The 15,950-nt window shown below is 66.6% G+C and carries 11 protein-coding genes and 4 tRNA genes; 11 read left to right on the top strand and 4 right to left on the bottom strand.

Going from position 1 to position 15,950, the window contains the following annotated elements; all coding sequences use genetic code 11:
• The first annotated feature begins 6 nt into the window (after positions 1 to 6).
• Entirely contained in the window at positions 7 to 774 is a 768-nt protein-coding gene (gene kdsB / locus F791_RS0102590; protein WP_019592136.1) for a 3-deoxy-manno-octulosonate cytidylyltransferase, read from the top strand.
• Positions 775 to 891: 117 nt separating this feature from the next.
• A complete protein-coding gene (locus tag F791_RS0102585) occupies positions 892 to 2,793 on the top strand; it encodes a SurA N-terminal domain-containing protein (RefSeq protein ID WP_019592135.1) in 1,902 nt (633 codons plus the stop codon).
• Positions 2,794 to 2,908: 115 nt separating this feature from the next.
• On the opposite strand, the gene F791_RS0102580 is transcribed toward F791_RS0102585, so the two are convergent.
• Positions 2,909 to 3,715 (bottom strand): enoyl-ACP reductase, encoded by an 807-nt coding sequence (locus F791_RS0102580; RefSeq protein WP_018138759.1) that lies wholly within the window; start codon positions 3,713 to 3,715, stop codon positions 2,909 to 2,911.
• Positions 3,716 to 3,967: 252 nt separating this feature from the next.
• Here F791_RS0102580 and F791_RS0102575 point away from each other — a divergent pair, with 252 nt between their 5' ends.
• From F791_RS0102575 to F791_RS0102560, 4 genes are read left to right on the top strand one after another with little or no spacing between them, the layout of a single operon-like run.
• Complete coding sequence (locus F791_RS0102575) at positions 3,968 to 5,827, top strand: peptide-binding protein (RefSeq protein ID WP_018174674.1); 1,860 nt, start codon at positions 3,968 to 3,970, stop codon at positions 5,825 to 5,827.
• Positions 5,828 to 5,872: 45 nt separating this feature from the next.
• The gene (locus F791_RS0102570; protein ID WP_018138757.1) at positions 5,873 to 7,252 is read left to right on the top strand and encodes an ABC transporter permease; all 1,380 of its coding nucleotides are present in this window, start codon (positions 5,873 to 5,875) and stop codon (positions 7,250 to 7,252) included.
• Complete coding sequence (locus F791_RS0102565; RefSeq protein ID WP_018649049.1) at positions 7,245 to 8,498, top strand: ABC transporter permease; 1,254 nt, start codon at positions 7,245 to 7,247, stop codon at positions 8,496 to 8,498. The genes F791_RS0102570 and F791_RS0102565 overlap by 8 nt, the downstream gene beginning before the upstream one ends.
• Positions 8,499 to 8,501: 3 nt before the next feature.
• The gene (locus F791_RS0102560; protein WP_018993719.1) at positions 8,502 to 10,121 is read left to right on the top strand and encodes an ABC transporter ATP-binding protein; all 1,620 of its coding nucleotides are present in this window, start codon (positions 8,502 to 8,504) and stop codon (positions 10,119 to 10,121) included.
• A 22-nt stretch (positions 10,122 to 10,143) separates the two neighbouring features.
• Here the strand turns inward: F791_RS0102560 and folD are convergent, their stop codons facing one another.
• Positions 10,144 to 11,007: a bifunctional methylenetetrahydrofolate dehydrogenase/methenyltetrahydrofolate cyclohydrolase FolD gene (folD, locus tag F791_RS0102555; RefSeq protein WP_018174676.1), complete on the bottom strand. Its 864-nt coding sequence runs from the start codon at positions 11,005 to 11,007 to the stop codon at positions 10,144 to 10,146.
• A 54-nt stretch (positions 11,008 to 11,061) separates the two neighbouring features.
• On the bottom strand, positions 11,062 to 11,961 hold the full coding sequence (locus F791_RS0102550; RefSeq protein ID WP_018993718.1) for a GGDEF domain-containing protein: 900 nt from the start codon (positions 11,959 to 11,961) through the stop codon (positions 11,062 to 11,064).
• Positions 11,962 to 12,122: 161 nt separating this feature from the next.
• Here F791_RS0102550 and F791_RS0102545 point away from each other — a divergent pair.
• From F791_RS0102545 to F791_RS0102525, 5 genes are all read left to right on the top strand, one after another.
• Positions 12,123 to 12,199, top strand: a tRNA-Pro gene (locus F791_RS0102545).
• A 68-nt stretch (positions 12,200 to 12,267) separates the two neighbouring features.
• Positions 12,268 to 12,344: transfer RNA gene (locus F791_RS0102540), tRNA-Arg, on the top strand.
• Positions 12,345 to 12,383: 39 nt separating this feature from the next.
• A tRNA-His gene (locus F791_RS0102535) sits at positions 12,384 to 12,459 on the top strand.
• 15 nt (positions 12,460 to 12,474) lie between these two features.
• A tRNA-Lys gene (locus F791_RS0102530) sits at positions 12,475 to 12,550 on the top strand.
• A gap of 297 nt (positions 12,551 to 12,847) precedes the next feature.
• Entirely contained in the window at positions 12,848 to 14,845 is a 1,998-nt protein-coding gene (locus F791_RS0102525; protein ID WP_018993717.1) for a nucleoside-diphosphate sugar epimerase/dehydratase, read from the top strand.
• A gap of 61 nt (positions 14,846 to 14,906) precedes the next feature.
• Here F791_RS0102525 and F791_RS0102520 read toward each other — a convergent pair whose 3' ends face one another.
• Positions 14,907 to 15,923, bottom strand: a complete 1,017-nt coding sequence (locus F791_RS0102520) for a glycosyltransferase family 4 protein (RefSeq protein WP_018993716.1) — start codon at positions 15,921 to 15,923, stop codon at positions 14,907 to 14,909.
• Positions 15,924 to 15,950: the final 27 nt, after the last annotated feature.

Genomic DNA, 15,950 nt, shown 5'->3' with positions numbered 1-15,950 from the left:
CGTTCCGTGGCCGCCTTCCACGTCGTGATCCCGGCCCGGATGGCTTCCAGCCGCCTGCCGGGCAAGCCGCTGGCAGCCGTCGCCGGGTGCCCCCTGATCGCCCATGTGATCGCCCGGGCGAAGGAGAGCCGGGCCTCGCGGGTGATCGTCGCGGCGGACGACGAGCGCATCCTCGATGTCGCGCGCCAGTGCGGGGTCGAGGCGTTTCCCACCGAGGCGGATCTGCCCTCCGGTACCGACCGCATCGCGGCAGTGGCGGCCGCCGAGGGCTGGGGCGACGAGTCCATCGTGGTCAATCTGCAGGGTGACGAGCCGCTGACTCCGGGACCGCTGCTGGATGACCTGGCCCGCCTGCTGGCTGACACCCCGGACGCGGACATGGCGACCTTCGGCGTTCCGATCGTCCGCCCAGAAGACCTGGCCGACCCGAACCAGGTGAAGCTGGTCACCGATGCGTCGGGGCGTGCCCTGTATTTCTCGCGCGCCCCGATCCCCTGGGATCGCGAGGCCCATCGGGAAGGCCGTGCCCCGGCGCTGGATCAGGCGACCCGGCATCTCGGCGTCTATGCCTACCGTGCCGGCTTTTTGCGCCGAATGAGTGCGGAGGCACCCGCTGCACTCGAGCAGCTCGAGCAACTCGAGCAACTGCGGGCCCTGGCCATGGGTGCCTGGATCCAGGTCGGCCGTCGCGGCGATGCGCATCCGCCGGGTGTCGATACCCCGGAGGACCTAGACCGGGTAGATGCCCTGCTGTCGGGGCGGGCGCGTGTCTGACCACGGATTCTCCGGGTTTCCGCAGACTTGGGGCGCCGCTCCTGCTACCATCGTTGATTGATTCTGAAACCCCCGGCCCCAAGCGCCGGGGCGACCCCGGAGCACGCAGAGACCACCATGCTGCAAGCAATTCGCGACCGGGCGAGCGGCTGGCTCGCCTATGTGATTATCGGCCTGATTACCATCCCCTTTGCTGTCTGGGGGCTCGGGGAATATTTCGGTGGCTCCGGCCCGCTCGTCGCGGCCGAGGTCAACGGGACCGATATTCAGGTACGTGACGTGCACAACGAGGCGCGCGCACAGCGGGACCAGATGGCCCGCATGTTCGGTGGCCAGATCCCGGATGACCTGCTCGACGAGGAGGGCATCCGCATGCAGGCGCTGGAGACCCTGATTCGCCAGGAACTGCTGCGCCAGGCAGCCGATTCGGCGGGCTTCAAGGCCGCAGGGGACAGCATCTTGCGCGAGATTCGCGGGATGCCGGTGTTCCAGGAAGGTGGCCAGTTCAGTCGCGAGCGCTATGCCCAGTTGCTCAATGCCCAGCGCCTGAGCCCGTCGGACTTCGAGCGCGACATCGGCCGGTCGATCATCCTGTCGCAGCTCCAGGGTGGCATCCAGGCCACCGGCTTCCCGGCCGATGCAGTGGTGGACGACTTCAGCCGCTTGCGCAACCAGACGCGTGTGGCCAGCTGGCGCGTCTTCCCGGTCGATGACTTCGACCAGCCGGACGTGGTCGACGACGAGGCGATCGAGGCCTATTACGAGGCCAACCAGGACGATTTCACCACCGAAGAGCGCGTGCGCATCGCCTACCTGCAGCTCGACCCCGAGTCCCTGGAAGACGCGGTGGATGTGTCCGAGGACGATATTCGCCAGCACTACGAGGTGAACCGCAGCCGCTACGAAGAACCGGAGCTGCGCGAAGTGCGCCAGATCCGGATTCAGGACACCGGCGAGGAAGGCGAGGTGAAGATCAACGAATTGCGCGATCGCCTGGACGATGGCGAGGACTTTTCCGAGCTGGCCGAAGCGTATTCCGAGGACAGCCTCAGTGCCGACCGTGGCGGCAGCCTTGGCGAGATCGCCCGGGGCGACCTGGATCGCACGCTCGAGACCATCATCTTTACACTGCCCGAGGGGCTGATCAGCCGCCCGGTGCGTACCGACCGGGGCTGGTTCATCCTCGAGGTGACCTCGATTCAGGAGGCCCGCCCGCAACCGTTCGAGGACGTGCGGGACGAGGTTGAACGCGATCTGCGCGACCGCAGCGCCGAACAGATGCAGATCGACGCCCTGGATGACCTGATGGGACAGGCCGCCGAATATCCGGACAGCCTGGAGCCGGCCGCCGAGGCGACCCGTCTGGAGATCCAGACCAGCGACTGGTTTACCCGCGGCTCCGGCGACGGTATCGCTCAGCACCGTTCGATCCGCAATGCGGCCTTCGATCCCCGCGTGCTGGAGGATGGTCACAACAGCGAGGCGATCGACCTGCAGGATGGTTCGACCATCGTGCTGCGCATCGAGGAGCACGAGCCGTCCGAGGTCCGCCCGCTGGCCGAGGTCGAGGACGAGATCCGCGAGCGTCTGCGGCGGGAGGCGGCCGCCGATGCCGCCCGCGAAGCGGGTGAGGAGCTGATCGCACGGCTGCGCGACGCCGACGACTGGGCGGATGCCATCGAGGACGACGACGCCTGGCAGATGGAGCGCGAGGTGCGCCGGGATTCGCCGGTAGATGGCGATAACGGCGTGCCCGGTGGCTTGCAGCAGCACCTGTTCCGCCTGTCGGCTCCGGGCGAGGACGCCGTCGAGATCAGCGGCACGAGGCTGGGGAGTGGCGACTTTGCCGTCGCGATCCTGCATGAAGTCCGGCTGGACGAGCAGGAGGCGGACGAGGCGATGCGCCAGCAGGCCCGCGAGCTGATGCGCAATGCCTATGCCAGCGCCGAGTTCCGCGCCTATCTGGCCTGGCTGGAGTCCGAGGCGGATATCAAGCGTTATCCGGAGAACCTGGACTAGTCGCGCCCAGCGGGCGGTTCACCGGAACCGCCGAACGTAAAAAGGCCCGGTCCGCGAAAGCGGGCCGGGCCTTTTTCGTGGGTCGCGTACCCCGCCAGCCGGCCGGGGCGGGAGCTTAACTGTCCTTGTCGAGTCCGATCTCGGCGGCGCCCAGGCCGACGGTGTTGTAGCCCGAGTCGACGTACATCACCTCGCCGGTGATGCCGGAGGCCAGGTCGGAGCAGAGGAAGGCCCCGGCATTGCCGACCTGCTCGGTGGTCACGTTGCGGCGCAGCGGCGCGTTCGCCTCGACGTGGTCGAGGATGCGCTTGAATTCGCCGATGCCCGAGGCGGCCAGCGTGCGGATCGGGCCGGCGGAGATCGCATTCACGCGCGTGGTTTCCGGGCCCAGGGTGTAGGCGAGATAGCGGACATTGGCCTCGAGGCTGGCCTTGGCCAGGCCCATCACGTTGTAGTTGGGCATGGAGCGTTCGGCGCCGAGGTAGCTCAGGGTCAGGATGGAGGCGTCGCGGTCCTTCATCATGCCGCGCCCGGCCTTGGCCAGCGCCGCGAGGCTGTAGGAGCTGACGTCGTGGGCGATGCGGAAGCCGTCGCGGGTCATGTTGTCGAGGAAGTCGCCGTCCAGTTGTTCCTTCGGGGCGAAGGCGACCGAGTGCACCAGGATATCGACGCCATCCCAGTAGTCGTCCAGGCGCTCGAAGACCTGTTCGATCTCGCGGTCGTCCTCGACGTTGCAGGGCACGAGGATGTCGGAGTCGAAATCGGCGACCAGCTTCTCCACACGGTCGCGCAGCCGCTCGTTCTGATAGGTGAACGCGAGCTCGGCGCCCTCGCGATGCATGGCCGACGCAATGCCGTAGGCGATGGAGCGGTTACTGGCTACGCCGACAATCAGCGCGCGCTTGCCCTTCAGAAAACCCATGTGAATCTCCTTGAATCTGGTTCGTGCCGGCGCCCTTGAAAAGGACCGCCCCGTGGCGGCCGGACCGGGCGGGAACCCAGTGCCGACGCGACTGTCTCGGGATCATACCGATGTGCCGCGGGTCGGGCCAGCAAGAATGGGACAACGCCGGTGAGACCGGCTGACGGGATTGCTATAGTGCGCGAAGTGCGGTCTGCATCGGTTGTCCCTGGGGGAGTGCGGACGTCGGTGCCACTCAAGAGCGGAGGCCTTGTGAGTCGTCATTTTGGTTGGATTGTCACCCTGATCGTGCTGGGCATCCTGCTGTTGCTGGTCATGGTGCAGGTGGATCGCCAGTGGCAGCGCATGGCCGCCATGCAGAACATGATGAGCGAGCAGGCGCGCGACCTGCGCGCTCTCCGCCGCAGTCTGCAGAGCCTGGAATCGGATCTGGCCGAGGGACGTTTTGCGACCGGCGACGGCGAACGCGCACCTCGGGTTACGGAAGTGCCCTCGGCATTCGAGCGGGCGGCCGAGGTGGCGGGGCGCGAGGATTACGCGGAGGGCGACTGGCTGGTGCAGGCCTTCGGTACCGGGCTGGCGACGATCACGCCCTACGTCTCAAGCGACGCCTATGCCTCCGAGGTCCAGAACTACGTTCTGGAGTCGCTGGTGCAACGCCATCCGGAGACACTGGAATGGCAGGGCCTGCTGGCCGCGTCCTGGGACTTCGATGAATCCGGTCAGGAGCTGACCTTCCAGCTGCGCTCGGGCCTGCAGTTCTCCGACGGAGAGCCGCTGACTGCCGAGGATGTGGAGTTCACCTTCAACTTCCTGATGACCGATGCAATTGCGGTGCCGCGCGCGCGGGCGTTTCTGGAGAAGGTCGAGAAGGTGGAAGCGGTGGACGAGCGCACCGTCGTATTTACCTTCGAGGAACCGTACTTCGACGCCCTGCGAGTCGCCGGTGGCCTGGATGTCCTGCCGAAGCATTTCTACGAGCGCTATCTTGACGAGCCCGAGACCTTCAACGAGTCGCGCGGGATCCTGCTGGGTTCCGGCCCCTACCGGCTAGAGGACCCGACCGGCTGGACGCCGGATGCCGGGCGGATCGAACTGGAGCGCAATCCGCGCTACTGGGGGCCGGTGGAGCCCTCGTTCGACCGGCTCGTCTGGCGCGTGATCCAGAATGACTCGGCGCGCCTGACGACCTTTCGCAACCGCGATATCGATGTCTACGGCGCCCGGCCGCGCGAATATGCCCGGTTGCGTGATGACGAGGCCCTGCGCGAGCGGGCGGATACCCATGAGTACATGAGCCCCACCGCCGGGTATTCCTACATCGGCTGGAACCAGAAGCGCAATGGCGAGCCGACCCGCTTTGCCGATCCCCGTGTGCGCCGGGCGATGAGCTATCTGACGGATGTCGATCGCCTGATCGAGCAGGTGATGCTGGGGTATGCCGAGCGCGCGATCAGCCCGTTCAGCCCGCGCAGTGACCAGCACAACCCCGACCTCGAGCACATCCCCTTTGACGTCGATCGCGCGCTGGAGCTGCTGGCCGAGGCCGGCTACTCCGAGAAGAACCGCGACGGGGTGCTGGTCAACGAGGAGGGTGAGCCGTTCTCGTTCGACCTCGTGTACTTCCAGGACAACGAGGACACCCGCCGCATCGCCTTGTTCCTGCGCGATCTGTACGCGCGCGCAGGGGTCCATATGCGGCCGCAGCCGACCGAGTGGTCGGTGATGCTGGAGAAGCTCAGCCGCCAGGACTTCGATGCCATTACCCTGGGCTGGACCAGCGGCGTGGAGGTGGATATCTACCAGATGTTCCACTCCAGTCAGACGGTCTCAGGTGGTGACAACTTCATCAACTACGAAAACCCCGAGCTGGATGCCGTGATCGAGGCCGCGCGCGGCGAGGTGGACGAGGACGCGCGCATGGAACACTGGCGCGAGGCCGAGCGGATTCTGGTGGAGGATCAGCCGTATACCTTCCTGATGCGGCGCCAGACCCTCGCCTTCATCGACCGACGCATCCAGAACCTGGAGCAGACGGCGCTCGGCCTGAACCTCGGGTTTGTGCCGGTGGAGATCTACGTCCCGTTCGACCAGCAGCGGTACGGGCAGTAGCCGCATGCCAACCGGGGCCGGAGTGCCAGAGAACCCGCGCACGCCATGCTGACCTACATCCTGCGCCGCCTGATGCTGATGGTGCCGACGCTGTTCGGCATCACGATCGTGGTCTTTGCCGTGATGGCGGCCGCGCCCGGTGGCATCAGCGCGCTGACCCTGATCGAGGGGCAGGGCCTGGAGCCGCAGGCGCAAAAGGCGATGGAGGAGTACTACAACCGCCTCTATGGCCTGGACCAGCCACCGCCGGTGCAGTACGGGCGCTGGTTGAACAACATCTCGCCGGTCGGCTTTGCCCAGGATGAGGACGGCTCGCTGACCGGCTGGCCCAAGCTGAAGGCCCCCAATCTCGGAACCAGCTTTCGCTTTGGCCGGCCGGTGTCCGACCTGATTGCCGAACGTCTGCCGATCACCCTGCTGTTGAATGTGCTGTCGATACCACTGATCTACATCGTGGCGGTGGCTGTCGGGGTGCGGGCGGCCACCCAGCAGGGACAGGCCTTCGATTCCCAGTCCGGGGTGGTGCTGCTGGCCCTGTGGTCGGTGCCCACGATGCTGGCGGGCGTCCTGCTGATCGGTTTCTTCGCCTCCGATCAGTTCTGGCAATGGTTCCCGACCGGGGGGTTGAGCCAGCGTGCGGCGCTGGACATGACCTTCCTGCCAACGGTGGAGGTGGCCTGGGCCATACCGCTGCTGCTGGTGCTGCCGTTTCTGGGGGCGGCGCTCGGCATTTATCTGGCGCGCTACCTGCCGGCGCTGATCCGGGGCGGGCTCGGTGCGGCTGTCGGGGCCTTCTGCGGCTGGCTGATGTTCAGTGACCTGGCCCCGGCGGGCTGGATCAGTACGACGGTTGCCATGGCGATCGGTGTGGTGCTGGGCTGGCTGATGGCGCACAGTGACTGGGGCGTGCTGCGTGGCTTCTACCTGGGCACGGTGGGCCTGGCCGCGGGGTTCGCGATAGCGCTGGGCCTGGCGCCGGGCAGCATGGTCCCGGGTTTCCTGCTCGATCGCGCCTGGCACCTGGTGCTGCCGGTGCTGTGCCTGTCCTATGGGGGGCTCGCCTTCCTGGCCAAACTCTCGCGTTCGTCGGTGCTGGAAAACCTGAACTCGGACTACGCCCGCACCGCGCGTGCCAAGGGCGTGCCCGAGCACGAGGTGCTGTGGCGGCATGTGTTCCGCAACAGTCTGTTACCGCTGATCACCGTCTCGGCCACCCTGCTGCCGTCGCTGCTGGCCGGCTCGGTGATCGTGGAGGCAATCTTCTCGATCGACGGGATGGGCAAGCTCGCGGTGGAGGCGGTGCAGACCCGCGACCGTGAACTGGTGCTGTCGATCACCCTGATCTCCGGCGTGCTGACCTTGGTTGGCTATCTACTGGCGGACCTGGCCTATGCCATTGTCGACCCGCGGGTGAGCTATGACTGAGTCGGTGCAGCAGGTCGAGGGCCGTCGCAGCCGCTCCTGGGCACGCCGCGTGGTCGGAGAGGTACTGCTGCGCTGGGGGGCGCGGCTGGGGATCGGCTGGATCGCGCTGCTGACGCTGGTCGCGATCCTGGCGCCCGTGCTGGCCAGCTCGCACCCGCTGCTGGTACAGACGGCGGACGGCTGGTCCATGCCCTTTCTGCGCTACCTGACCGCGGCGGATGTCACGCTGTTCGGGATGCTGGTACTGGCGGGCGTGTTCTGGCTGTTGCCCGGCCGGCCCTGGCGGCGCTTTGTGCTCTGGGGGGTGCTGAGTGCGATTCTGGGGGCGGTGGCCTGGCAGACGGTCTCGTCCCCCTCGCTGGTGATCTACGAGCAGTACCGCGAGGCCGAGGCGCAGGGCGAATACCAGACCGTGATCCGGGCGCCGATCCCGTATTCGCCGCGCGACTACCTGCGGGATTACGCGGACACCGGGCTCGAGGCCCCGCGCGAGGCCCCCGATCGCGTGCACTGGTTCGGTACCGACGACAATGGCGCGGATGCCCTTTCGCGCATGATCCATGCCTCGCGCATCGCCCTGTCCATCGGCTTCATCGCCACCGGGATCGCACTGGGGATCGGGGTGATCCTGGGCGGGTTGATGGGCTATTTCTCGGGAATCGTGGACATCATCGGCATGCGCCTGGTGGAGATCTTCGAGGCCATCCCGACGCTGTTCCTGCTGCTGACCTTTGTCGCCTTCTTCGGGCGATCGCTGTACCTGATGATGCTGATCATCGGCCTGACGTCGTGGTCCGGCTATGCGCGCTATGTGCGCGCGGAGTTCCTGCGCCTGCGCCAGCAGGACTTCGTGCAGGGGGCGATCGCCTCCGGGCTGTCGCTGCCCTCGATCCTGTTCCGCCATATGCTGCCGAACGGGATCGCGCCGATCCTGGTGGCGGCCAGCTTTGGCGTGGCCTCCGCGATCCTCGCCGAGGCCACGCTGTCGTTCCTGGGCCTGGGGCTGGTGGACGAGCCCTCCTGGGGGCAGATGCTGAACCAGGCGGTGCAGAGCTCGACCTTCAATTGGTGGATGGCGGCCTTCCCGGGGGGCGCGATCTTCCTGACCGTGTTTGCCTACAACCTGATTGGCGAGGCCCTGCGCGATGCGGTGGACCCGCACTCGCGCTCGGCCGCCAAGGCGGCCAGCCATGCCGCGCCGGCCCGGCCGGCCGCCTCGGGTGCCACCAGCGGGGGGGTGCGCTAGGCCATGCTCGAGGTGCGCAACCTCCGCATTCGCCATCGCGACAGCGAGGCGCCGCTGGTCGAGGACATCAGCTTCTCGATCCGCGCAGGCGAGCTGTTCGCGCTGGTGGGCGAGTCGGGGTCCGGCAAGTCGATCACCGCGCTGGCGATCATGCGGCTGCTGGACGGGGGCTTCGAGCCTTCCACGGGGGAGGTCTGGCTGGCCGGCCACGGCACTCGTCAGGAACTGCTGGGCCTGCCGGACCGCGTGATGCAGCAGGTCCGTGGGGACCGGGTAGGCATGATCTTCCAGGAGCCGATGACTTCGCTGAATCCGGTGCTGACCGTGGGCGACCAGATCGACGAGGTCCTGCGCCTGCACCGTCCGCAGATGACCCCGGCCGAGCGCGAGGCGCGGGTGCTTGAAGTGCTGCGCGAGGTCCAGCTTCCGAACCCGGAACAGCGGCGTCACGACTATCCGCACAAGCTCTCCGGGGGTCAACGTCAGCGCGTGATGATCGCGATGGCGCTGGTGGCGGAGCCGGATCTGCTGATTGCCGACGAGCCGACCACCGCGCTGGACGTGACCATCCAGGCCGAGATCCTGAAGCTGATCGATCAGCTGCGCGAGAAGAACGGGATGGCCGTGCTGCTGATCACTCATGACTTCGGCGTGGTCGCCTCGGTGGCGGATCGCGTGGCGGTCATGCACAAGGGCCGGCTGGTGGAGCAGGGCGAGTGTCATCCCTTGTTACGCGATCCACAGGATGCTTACACACGCAAGCTGATCGGGGCGCTGCCGGAGAATCTGCCCGCCTTACCCTCCGTGCCGGGGGCCGGGCGCGAGACACTACTGGACGTGCGCGATCTGCAGGTGCACTTCCCGGTGCTGAAGGGCCTGATGCGCCGTCAGGTGGATGTCGTGCGTGCAGTGGACGGCGTGTCGTTTCAGCTCGAAAACGGCGAGGTGCTGGCCGTCGTGGGGGAGTCCGGCTGCGGCAAGACCACACTGGGCCGCGCCATCCTGCGCCTGATCGAACCCACCGGCGGCGAGATCCGCTATCGCGACCAGCCGCTGACCGGGATGCCGCGCAAGCCCTTGCGGCGGCTGCGCCGTCATTTGCAGGTGGTATTCCAGGACCCGGCCTCGTCGCTGAACCCACGCCTGAATGTGATGACCCTGCTGACCGAACCGATGGCCGTCCACGGGATCGGCGAGGATCAGGAAGATCGCATCGAACGTGCCCGGGCGACCCTGGACCAAGTCGCGCTGCCGCCGGATACGCTGTGGCGCTATCCGCACGAGTTCTCGGGCGGTCAGCGTCAGCGTATCGGCATCGCCCGGGCCCTGGTGCTGGACCCGGACGTGATTATCTGCGACGAGGTGACCAGTGCGCTGGATGTCTCGGTGCAGGCGGAGGTCCTGCAGATCCTCGGACGGCTGCGGGTCGAGCGCCGCCTGGCGCTGATCTTTATCACCCACGACATGGGCGTGGTCGAGTATTTTTCCGACCGCATGCTGGTGATGCACGATGGCCGCATGGAGGAGATCGGCAACACCGCCGAGGTGCTGGCCAATCCGCGTGCCGACTACACCCGGCACTTGCTGGAGGCTGTCCCCCGGGTCTCGCGCTACGTGCAGTAACCTGCGCCGAGTCGGATGGTGCCTAGCTCGCCTCGTGGGTGCCGAAGGCGCGGGCGCGCAGGGTGTTGTCCAGCAGCATCGCCACGGTCATCGGACCGACCCCGCCGGGGACCGGTGTAATCCAGTCGGCCTTCTCCGCAGCCGCATCGAACTCCACATCACCGCACAGGGTGCCGTCTTCGCGGCGGTTGATGCCGATGTCGATCACCGTGGCCCCGGGCTTGACCCAGTCGCCCTTGATCAGGCCTGGCTTGCCCGCCGCCGCGATCAGGATGTCGGACTGGCGCGCGATGCCCGCAGTATCCGGCGTGAAGCGGTGGCAGATGGTCGGGGTGGCACCGGCCAGCAGGAGTTCCAGCGCCATCGGGCGGCCCACGATATTGGAGGCGCCGATCACGCAGGCGGTGCGGCCCTTGAACGGTTCGTCCAGGTGGCGCAGCAGCTGGATCACGCCCCAGGGGGTGCAGGGACGCAGGCGCGGGATCCGGGCGACGAGCCGGCCGACGTTGTAGGGGTGGAACCCGTCGACATCCTTGGCGGGCGAGATGCGCTCGATCACCGTCTCCGGATCGATATGGCTGGGCAGGGGGAGCTGCACCAGGATGCCGTCGATGGTGCGGTCGGCATTGAGCTGGTCGATCAGGGCCAGCAGGTCCGTCTGCGGCGTGCCCGAGGGCAGATCATAGGAATGCGAGACCACCCCCACCTGCTCGCAGGCCTTGCGCTTGTTGCGCACATAGACCTGGGAGGCGGGATCGGAGCCGACCAGCACCACGGCCAGGCCCGGCGGACGCAGGTCGCGGGCGGTCATGGATTCGATCTCGGTGGCGATGCGGGCGCGATGGGTCTGGGCAATCGCGCGGCCGTCGATGAGCTGGGCGGTCATGGGAGGCTCTGTCTCGGAAACTGGCCGCGATCATCCCACGCGCGCGGGAGCGCCTCAAGCCGAGCCGTTTGCGCGGAGATCAGATGCTGCCGCCAGGCTGGCACGCTCCTGCCCTGGTTCACAGCGATTACGACCGCCGGCCTTGGCACGGTAGAGGGCATCGTCCGCCCGCTGGATCAGGAAATCCGCGTTGTCGCGGGAGTCGGGCGCTGTATCGAGACTGGCGGTCCCCACCGAAACCGTTACGTACAGTTCGTCCGGGGCGCAGGGCGGTACATGTTCATGGCCCTTGAGTACGACCGGAGTCCGGGCGATCTCGTTGCGCAGCTTCTCGGCCAGTTGCAGCGCAGCATCCAGGTGGGTGTGTGGGGCGATGACGACGAATTCCTCGCCGCCGAAGCGTGCTGCCAGGTCTACGCGGCGCAGGTTTTGCTGCAGGCGCAGGGCGATCGACTGGAGGATGTAGTCGCCCGCCAAGTGCCCCAGGCGGTCGTTGATGGCCTTGAAATGGTCGATGTCCAGCATTATCACCGATAGTGGCTGGCCGTAGCGCCGCGCACGCGCGACTTCGTCGTCCAGGCGCCGGTCCATTTGGCGGCGGTTGCACAGGCCGGTCAGGGGGTCGGTAATCGACTCGTGCTCGAGTCGGGTGATGCGGCGGATACTCTCGACCGAGCTGTAGGACAGACGCACCACGCTGCAGACGAAACAGCCCCCGAGGAGGAAGATGATCGGCACCAGCAGGTCGGGGATGGCCTGGTACATCCCCCAGTTCAGCGGGATGTACCCGAGATAGCCGAGGGTGAAGACGGGGATCAGCAGGAACATCAGCAGCCAGCCCGTACGGACGCGGCTCTCTGGCAGCTCGCGCAGCAGGCGGGCGAGGTTCCACTGGGCATAGATCAGCCCCGCTGCACCCAGCACGATGGCCCCGTTGGCGATCCAGTTGAGCATCTCCCTGTCCCCCGCGCGCAATCCCAGCTTGCGTGCGTCAACGTACCACGGAAACGTGTATGAAAGAACAACGTTTCTAACCCCTTGTACCTTGACCGCGGGCGGTGGCAGCGCTACCATCCTGCGCTCGCTGTGTAGGCCCTTTAGCGGGGACGGCTCGACGGGGTATAGCGCAGTCTGGTAGCGCGCCTGCTTTGGGAGCAGGATGTCGGGGGTTCGAATCCCTCTACCCCGACCACCCCTCCCGGCCAATGGTTTGCAGGCAGGCTCGAGATCAGGCGTGGCACCTCGACGTTCGGCGGTAACGCGCTCGTAGCTCAACCGGATAGAGCATCGGCCTTCTAAGCCGACGGTTGCAGGTTCGAGTCCTGCCGGGCGCGCCAGAGCCGCCCTGTGGCAGTTGCCTGGACAGTGACACGGTGGTGACCGTAGCTCAGTTGGTAGAGTCCCGGATTGTGACTCCGGTTGTCGTGGGTTCGAGTCCCATCGGTCACCCCATCCCCTTTTTCTTGGGGGCCGTTAGCTCAATTGGTAGAGCAGTGGACTCTTAATCCATTGGTTGTAGGTTCGATTCCTACACGGCCCACCATCTCCAAGTCTGACCTTCCGCGTTTGGTCCGTATTTTGTGTTCCCTCGGGCGGTCTCGTCTGTTTGGGTCCGGCTGTGCCTGTCGGTGCTGACCCGCACTCGATTGTCGGGTGTATCGGGCGGTATTCGGTCAACCTTTTTCGGCTGATTTCGTAGCGATCTACCGACAGCGTGATTTCCCCCCCAATTAGCCTGCCATTCAGGTGCTAGCCTCCCCACACGTTTGCGGTGCAAGGCGAGCCGAAAGGTTCGGCAAGTACACCGCGCCCGGTTGCTGACACATTGGAGGCCTGAATCATGGCGGTACTGGATCGTAGTCTGGAGAACTTGCTGCGACTGCCGCGCGGCAAGAAGCAGGGATTGATGGTGCTGGCGGACATCGTAATGCTGCCGCTGGCGCTGTGGCTGGCCTTTGTGATTCGCACGGGACAGCCGCTGCCGCCCATGATGGTCGAGGCCTGGTGGCTGTTTGCCCTGGTCCCGGCGGTTGGTGTGCTGGTGTTTGCGCGCCTCGGCCTGTATCGAACGGTCGTGCGTTTCATGGGGGCCCGGGCGGTACGTGCGGTGATCGTCGGGGTCTCCGCGCTGGCGCTGATGATCTGGGCCTCCGCCGAGCTGACGCAGACGCCCGGATTCTTCGGGGCGGTCGCGGTGAACTTCGCCCTGCTGGCCTTTGCCCTGGTGGCGGCGGGCCGATTTGCGGTGCGCAGCTGGTACCAGGCCGTGTCCGATGCGCGTACCGGCAGTGAGCGCGTGGTCATCTTTGGCGCCGGCGAGGCAGGAGTTCAGCTGGCCTCCGGGCTGCAGTCCAGCGGGCGTTTCCGGGTGATGGCCTTCATCGACGAGGACCCGGCGGTCCAGGGCCGCTCGATCGATGACATCCCGGTCTGTGGCCGCGAATCCCTGGGTACTCTGGTGGAGCAGTGTGGCGTGGGCCGGGTGTTGCTGGCGGTGCCGTCGGCGAGCCGTGCCGACCGCCGGCGCATCCTCGAATGGCTGGAGCCCTATCCGCTGCATGTGCAGTCGGTGCCCTCGCTGGAGGCAGTCGTCTCGGGCCGGGCCCCGCTGGATCAGCTGGAGGACCTGGATGTCGCCGACCTGCTGGGCCGCGATCCGGTGCCGCCCAACGAGGCCCTGCTGGCGCGGAGCATTCGCGGACGCGTGGTGATGGTCACCGGGGCCGGGGGTTCTATTGGTTCGGAGCTCTGCCGCCGCATCCTCAGTCTCGAGCCGGCCGCCCTGGTACTGTTCGAGCGTAACGAGTTCGCGCTCTACCGGATCGAACAGGAGATCACGCAGCGCCGGTCGTCCATGCAGTCGGGTGTCGAGGTGCACGCGGTGCTGGGCTCGGTCGCCAACCAGGCGCGAGTCGAAGAGGTCCTGCACCAGTATGGCGTGCAGACGCTCTACCACGCGGCGGCCTACAAGCATGTGCCGCTGGTCGAGGGCAATCTGCTGGAAGGCCTGCGCAACAACAGCCTGGGTACCGCCGTGGTGGCCGATGCGGCGATCGCGGCCGGCGTCGAGCGCTTTATCCTGGTGAGCACGGACAAGGCTGTGCGGCCCACGAATGTGATGGGCGCGAGCAAGCGCCTGGCCGAGATGGTGCTGCAGGACCGCGCACGCCGTCAGAACACAACGGTGTTCAGCATGGTGCGCTTTGGCAACGTCCTGGGTTCTTCCGGATCCGTTGTGCCCCTGTTCCATCGCCAGATTCGCGAAGGCGGGCCGGTCACGGTGACTCACCCGGAGATTACCCGCTACTTCATGTCGATCCCGGAGGCCGCCGAGCTGGTGATTCAGGCCGGGGCGATGGCGCAGGGGGGCGAGGTCTATGTGCTCGACATGGGCGAACCCGTGCGCATCATCGACCTGGCCCGGCGCATGATCCGTCTGCATGGCCATCAGGTCCGGGAGGACGAGGCCGAAGGGGAAGGCATCGCCATCACCTGTACCGGCCTGCGTCCCGGCGAGAAACTCTACGAGGAACTGCTGATCGGGGATAACGTGGAAGAGACCCCGCACAGCAAGATTATGCGTGCACGCGAAACCTGTGCGGAGCCGGCGGTTCTCGCCCGCGCCCTGCGCACGCTGGAGAAGGCCGACCGCGAGCGCAATGCCCAGGCCGCGTTCGAGGTGCTTCGCGAGATCGTCGATGGTTACGAGCCGGGCCGCGACGAAGAGGCCACGCATAGTACCCCCGCACCGGTCGGTCGGCCCCGTCCGGCTCCGGCCCCGACCGTGCGTCCGGCGGCAGTCGCCTATGCACGGGTGGCCGATTCGGTTCCACGCTAGGGCAAGCGAAGCCCTCTGGAGGAGGGGAGGATGATCCGGGTTTCCCTGGGCGAAACCCGGATCAGTCGCGTCCGGCGCGCAGGGCGATGGCCAGCAGGAGCAGGGGCAGGTAGCCGATCACGACACCGGCGGCACCCGGTAGCTGGTTGGCAACGACCAGGACCGCAATGGGGAGTAACCAAAGCAGGTTGATCGCGGCGACACCCAGGGCCACCGGGATATGGGACCCGAACCGGTGGGCGGCATGCTGGTAGGCATGGCTGCGATGGGCCTCGTAGACCCGCATTCCCCGAAACAGGCGTACGGCCAGTGTCGTGGTGGCGTCGACAATGAACACGCCCAGCAGGATCAGCCAGGCGGCCAGGAAGTTCGTGTCCAGCCCCGCTGCTTGCATCGACAGCAGACCCAGCAGCAATCCGAGTGTGCCACTCCCGACATCCCCCATGAAGATCCGCGCCCGCGGAAAGTTCCAGACGAGGAATCCCGTACTTGCCGCGGCCAGCAGCGCCGGCAGCCACCATGCGTGTGCATCCCCCCACCCAAAGAGCAGGCCGGCCATGGCCAGACAGGCCGTGATCGCCTGAATGCCGGCCAGACCGTCGATGCCGTCCATGAAGTTGTAGAGGTTCAGCAGCCAGACAACGTAGAAAAGCGCGAGTATATGGCCGATCCATCCGGCGTCGATTTGGACACCGGCAATCGCCACGGGTGGCAGCCCGCCCAGCCAGGCCAGGCCCCAGGAGGCCGCAAGAAAATGCACCAGCAGTCGCCAGCGTGCGGCCAGGTGACCGTGGTCGTCCAGCCAGCCGACCCAGGCGACGGCGCCCGCAGCCCCGATCAGGGCGGCGGCGGTCGGCAGGTCGACCCAGCCGATCCCGGCGGAGAGCAGGATTCCGAGCAGAAAGACCAGTACCAGTGCCAGGCCGGCACCGCGTGGTGTGGGGGTCTGGTGAGAGCTGCGTGCGCCGGGGATGTCGACCAGCTGCTGCGCCAGGGCGTAGCGGCGAATCCAGCCCGTGATTACCACCACCAGCGCGAAGGCGGTCAGCAATCCGATGGTCTCGATCACGTAAGGCATCCCCCATGGGTCCCGGCTGGCGGCCCC

This window comes from Thioalkalivibrio sp. ALRh (genome assembly GCF_000381425.1).
Lineage (GTDB): Bacteria > Pseudomonadota > Gammaproteobacteria > Ectothiorhodospirales > Ectothiorhodospiraceae > Thioalkalivibrio.
The sequence above is the reverse complement of the archived record's forward strand: the minus strand, read 5'-3'. Positions and strand labels throughout refer to the sequence as shown.

Bases quoted from the DNA above. Each gene is read 5' to 3' on its own strand.
- F791_RS0102585 (WP_019592135.1), top strand. From the start codon at position 892: ATGCTGCAAGCAATTCGCGACCGGGCGAGCGGCTGGCTCGCCTATGTG.
- F791_RS0102580 (WP_018138759.1), bottom strand. From the start codon at position 3,715: ATGGGTTTTCTGAAGGGCAAGCGCGCGCTGATTGTCGGCGTAGCCAGT.
- F791_RS0102570 (WP_018138757.1), top strand. From the start codon at position 5,873: ATGCTGACCTACATCCTGCGCCGCCTGATGCTGATGGTGCCGACGCTG.
- F791_RS0102565 (WP_018649049.1), top strand. From the start codon at position 7,245: ATGACTGAGTCGGTGCAGCAGGTCGAGGGCCGTCGCAGCCGCTCCTGG.
- F791_RS0102560 (WP_018993719.1), top strand. From the start codon at position 8,502: ATGCTCGAGGTGCGCAACCTCCGCATTCGCCATCGCGACAGCGAGGCG.
- folD (WP_018174676.1), bottom strand. From the start codon at position 11,007: ATGACCGCCCAGCTCATCGACGGCCGCGCGATTGCCCAGACCCATCGC.
- F791_RS0102550 (WP_018993718.1), bottom strand. From the start codon at position 11,961: ATGCTCAACTGGATCGCCAACGGGGCCATCGTGCTGGGTGCAGCGGGG.
- F791_RS0102525 (WP_018993717.1), top strand. From the start codon at position 12,848: ATGGCGGTACTGGATCGTAGTCTGGAGAACTTGCTGCGACTGCCGCGC.
- F791_RS0102520 (WP_018993716.1), bottom strand. From the start codon at position 15,923: ATGCCTTACGTGATCGAGACCATCGGATTGCTGACCGCCTTCGCGCTG.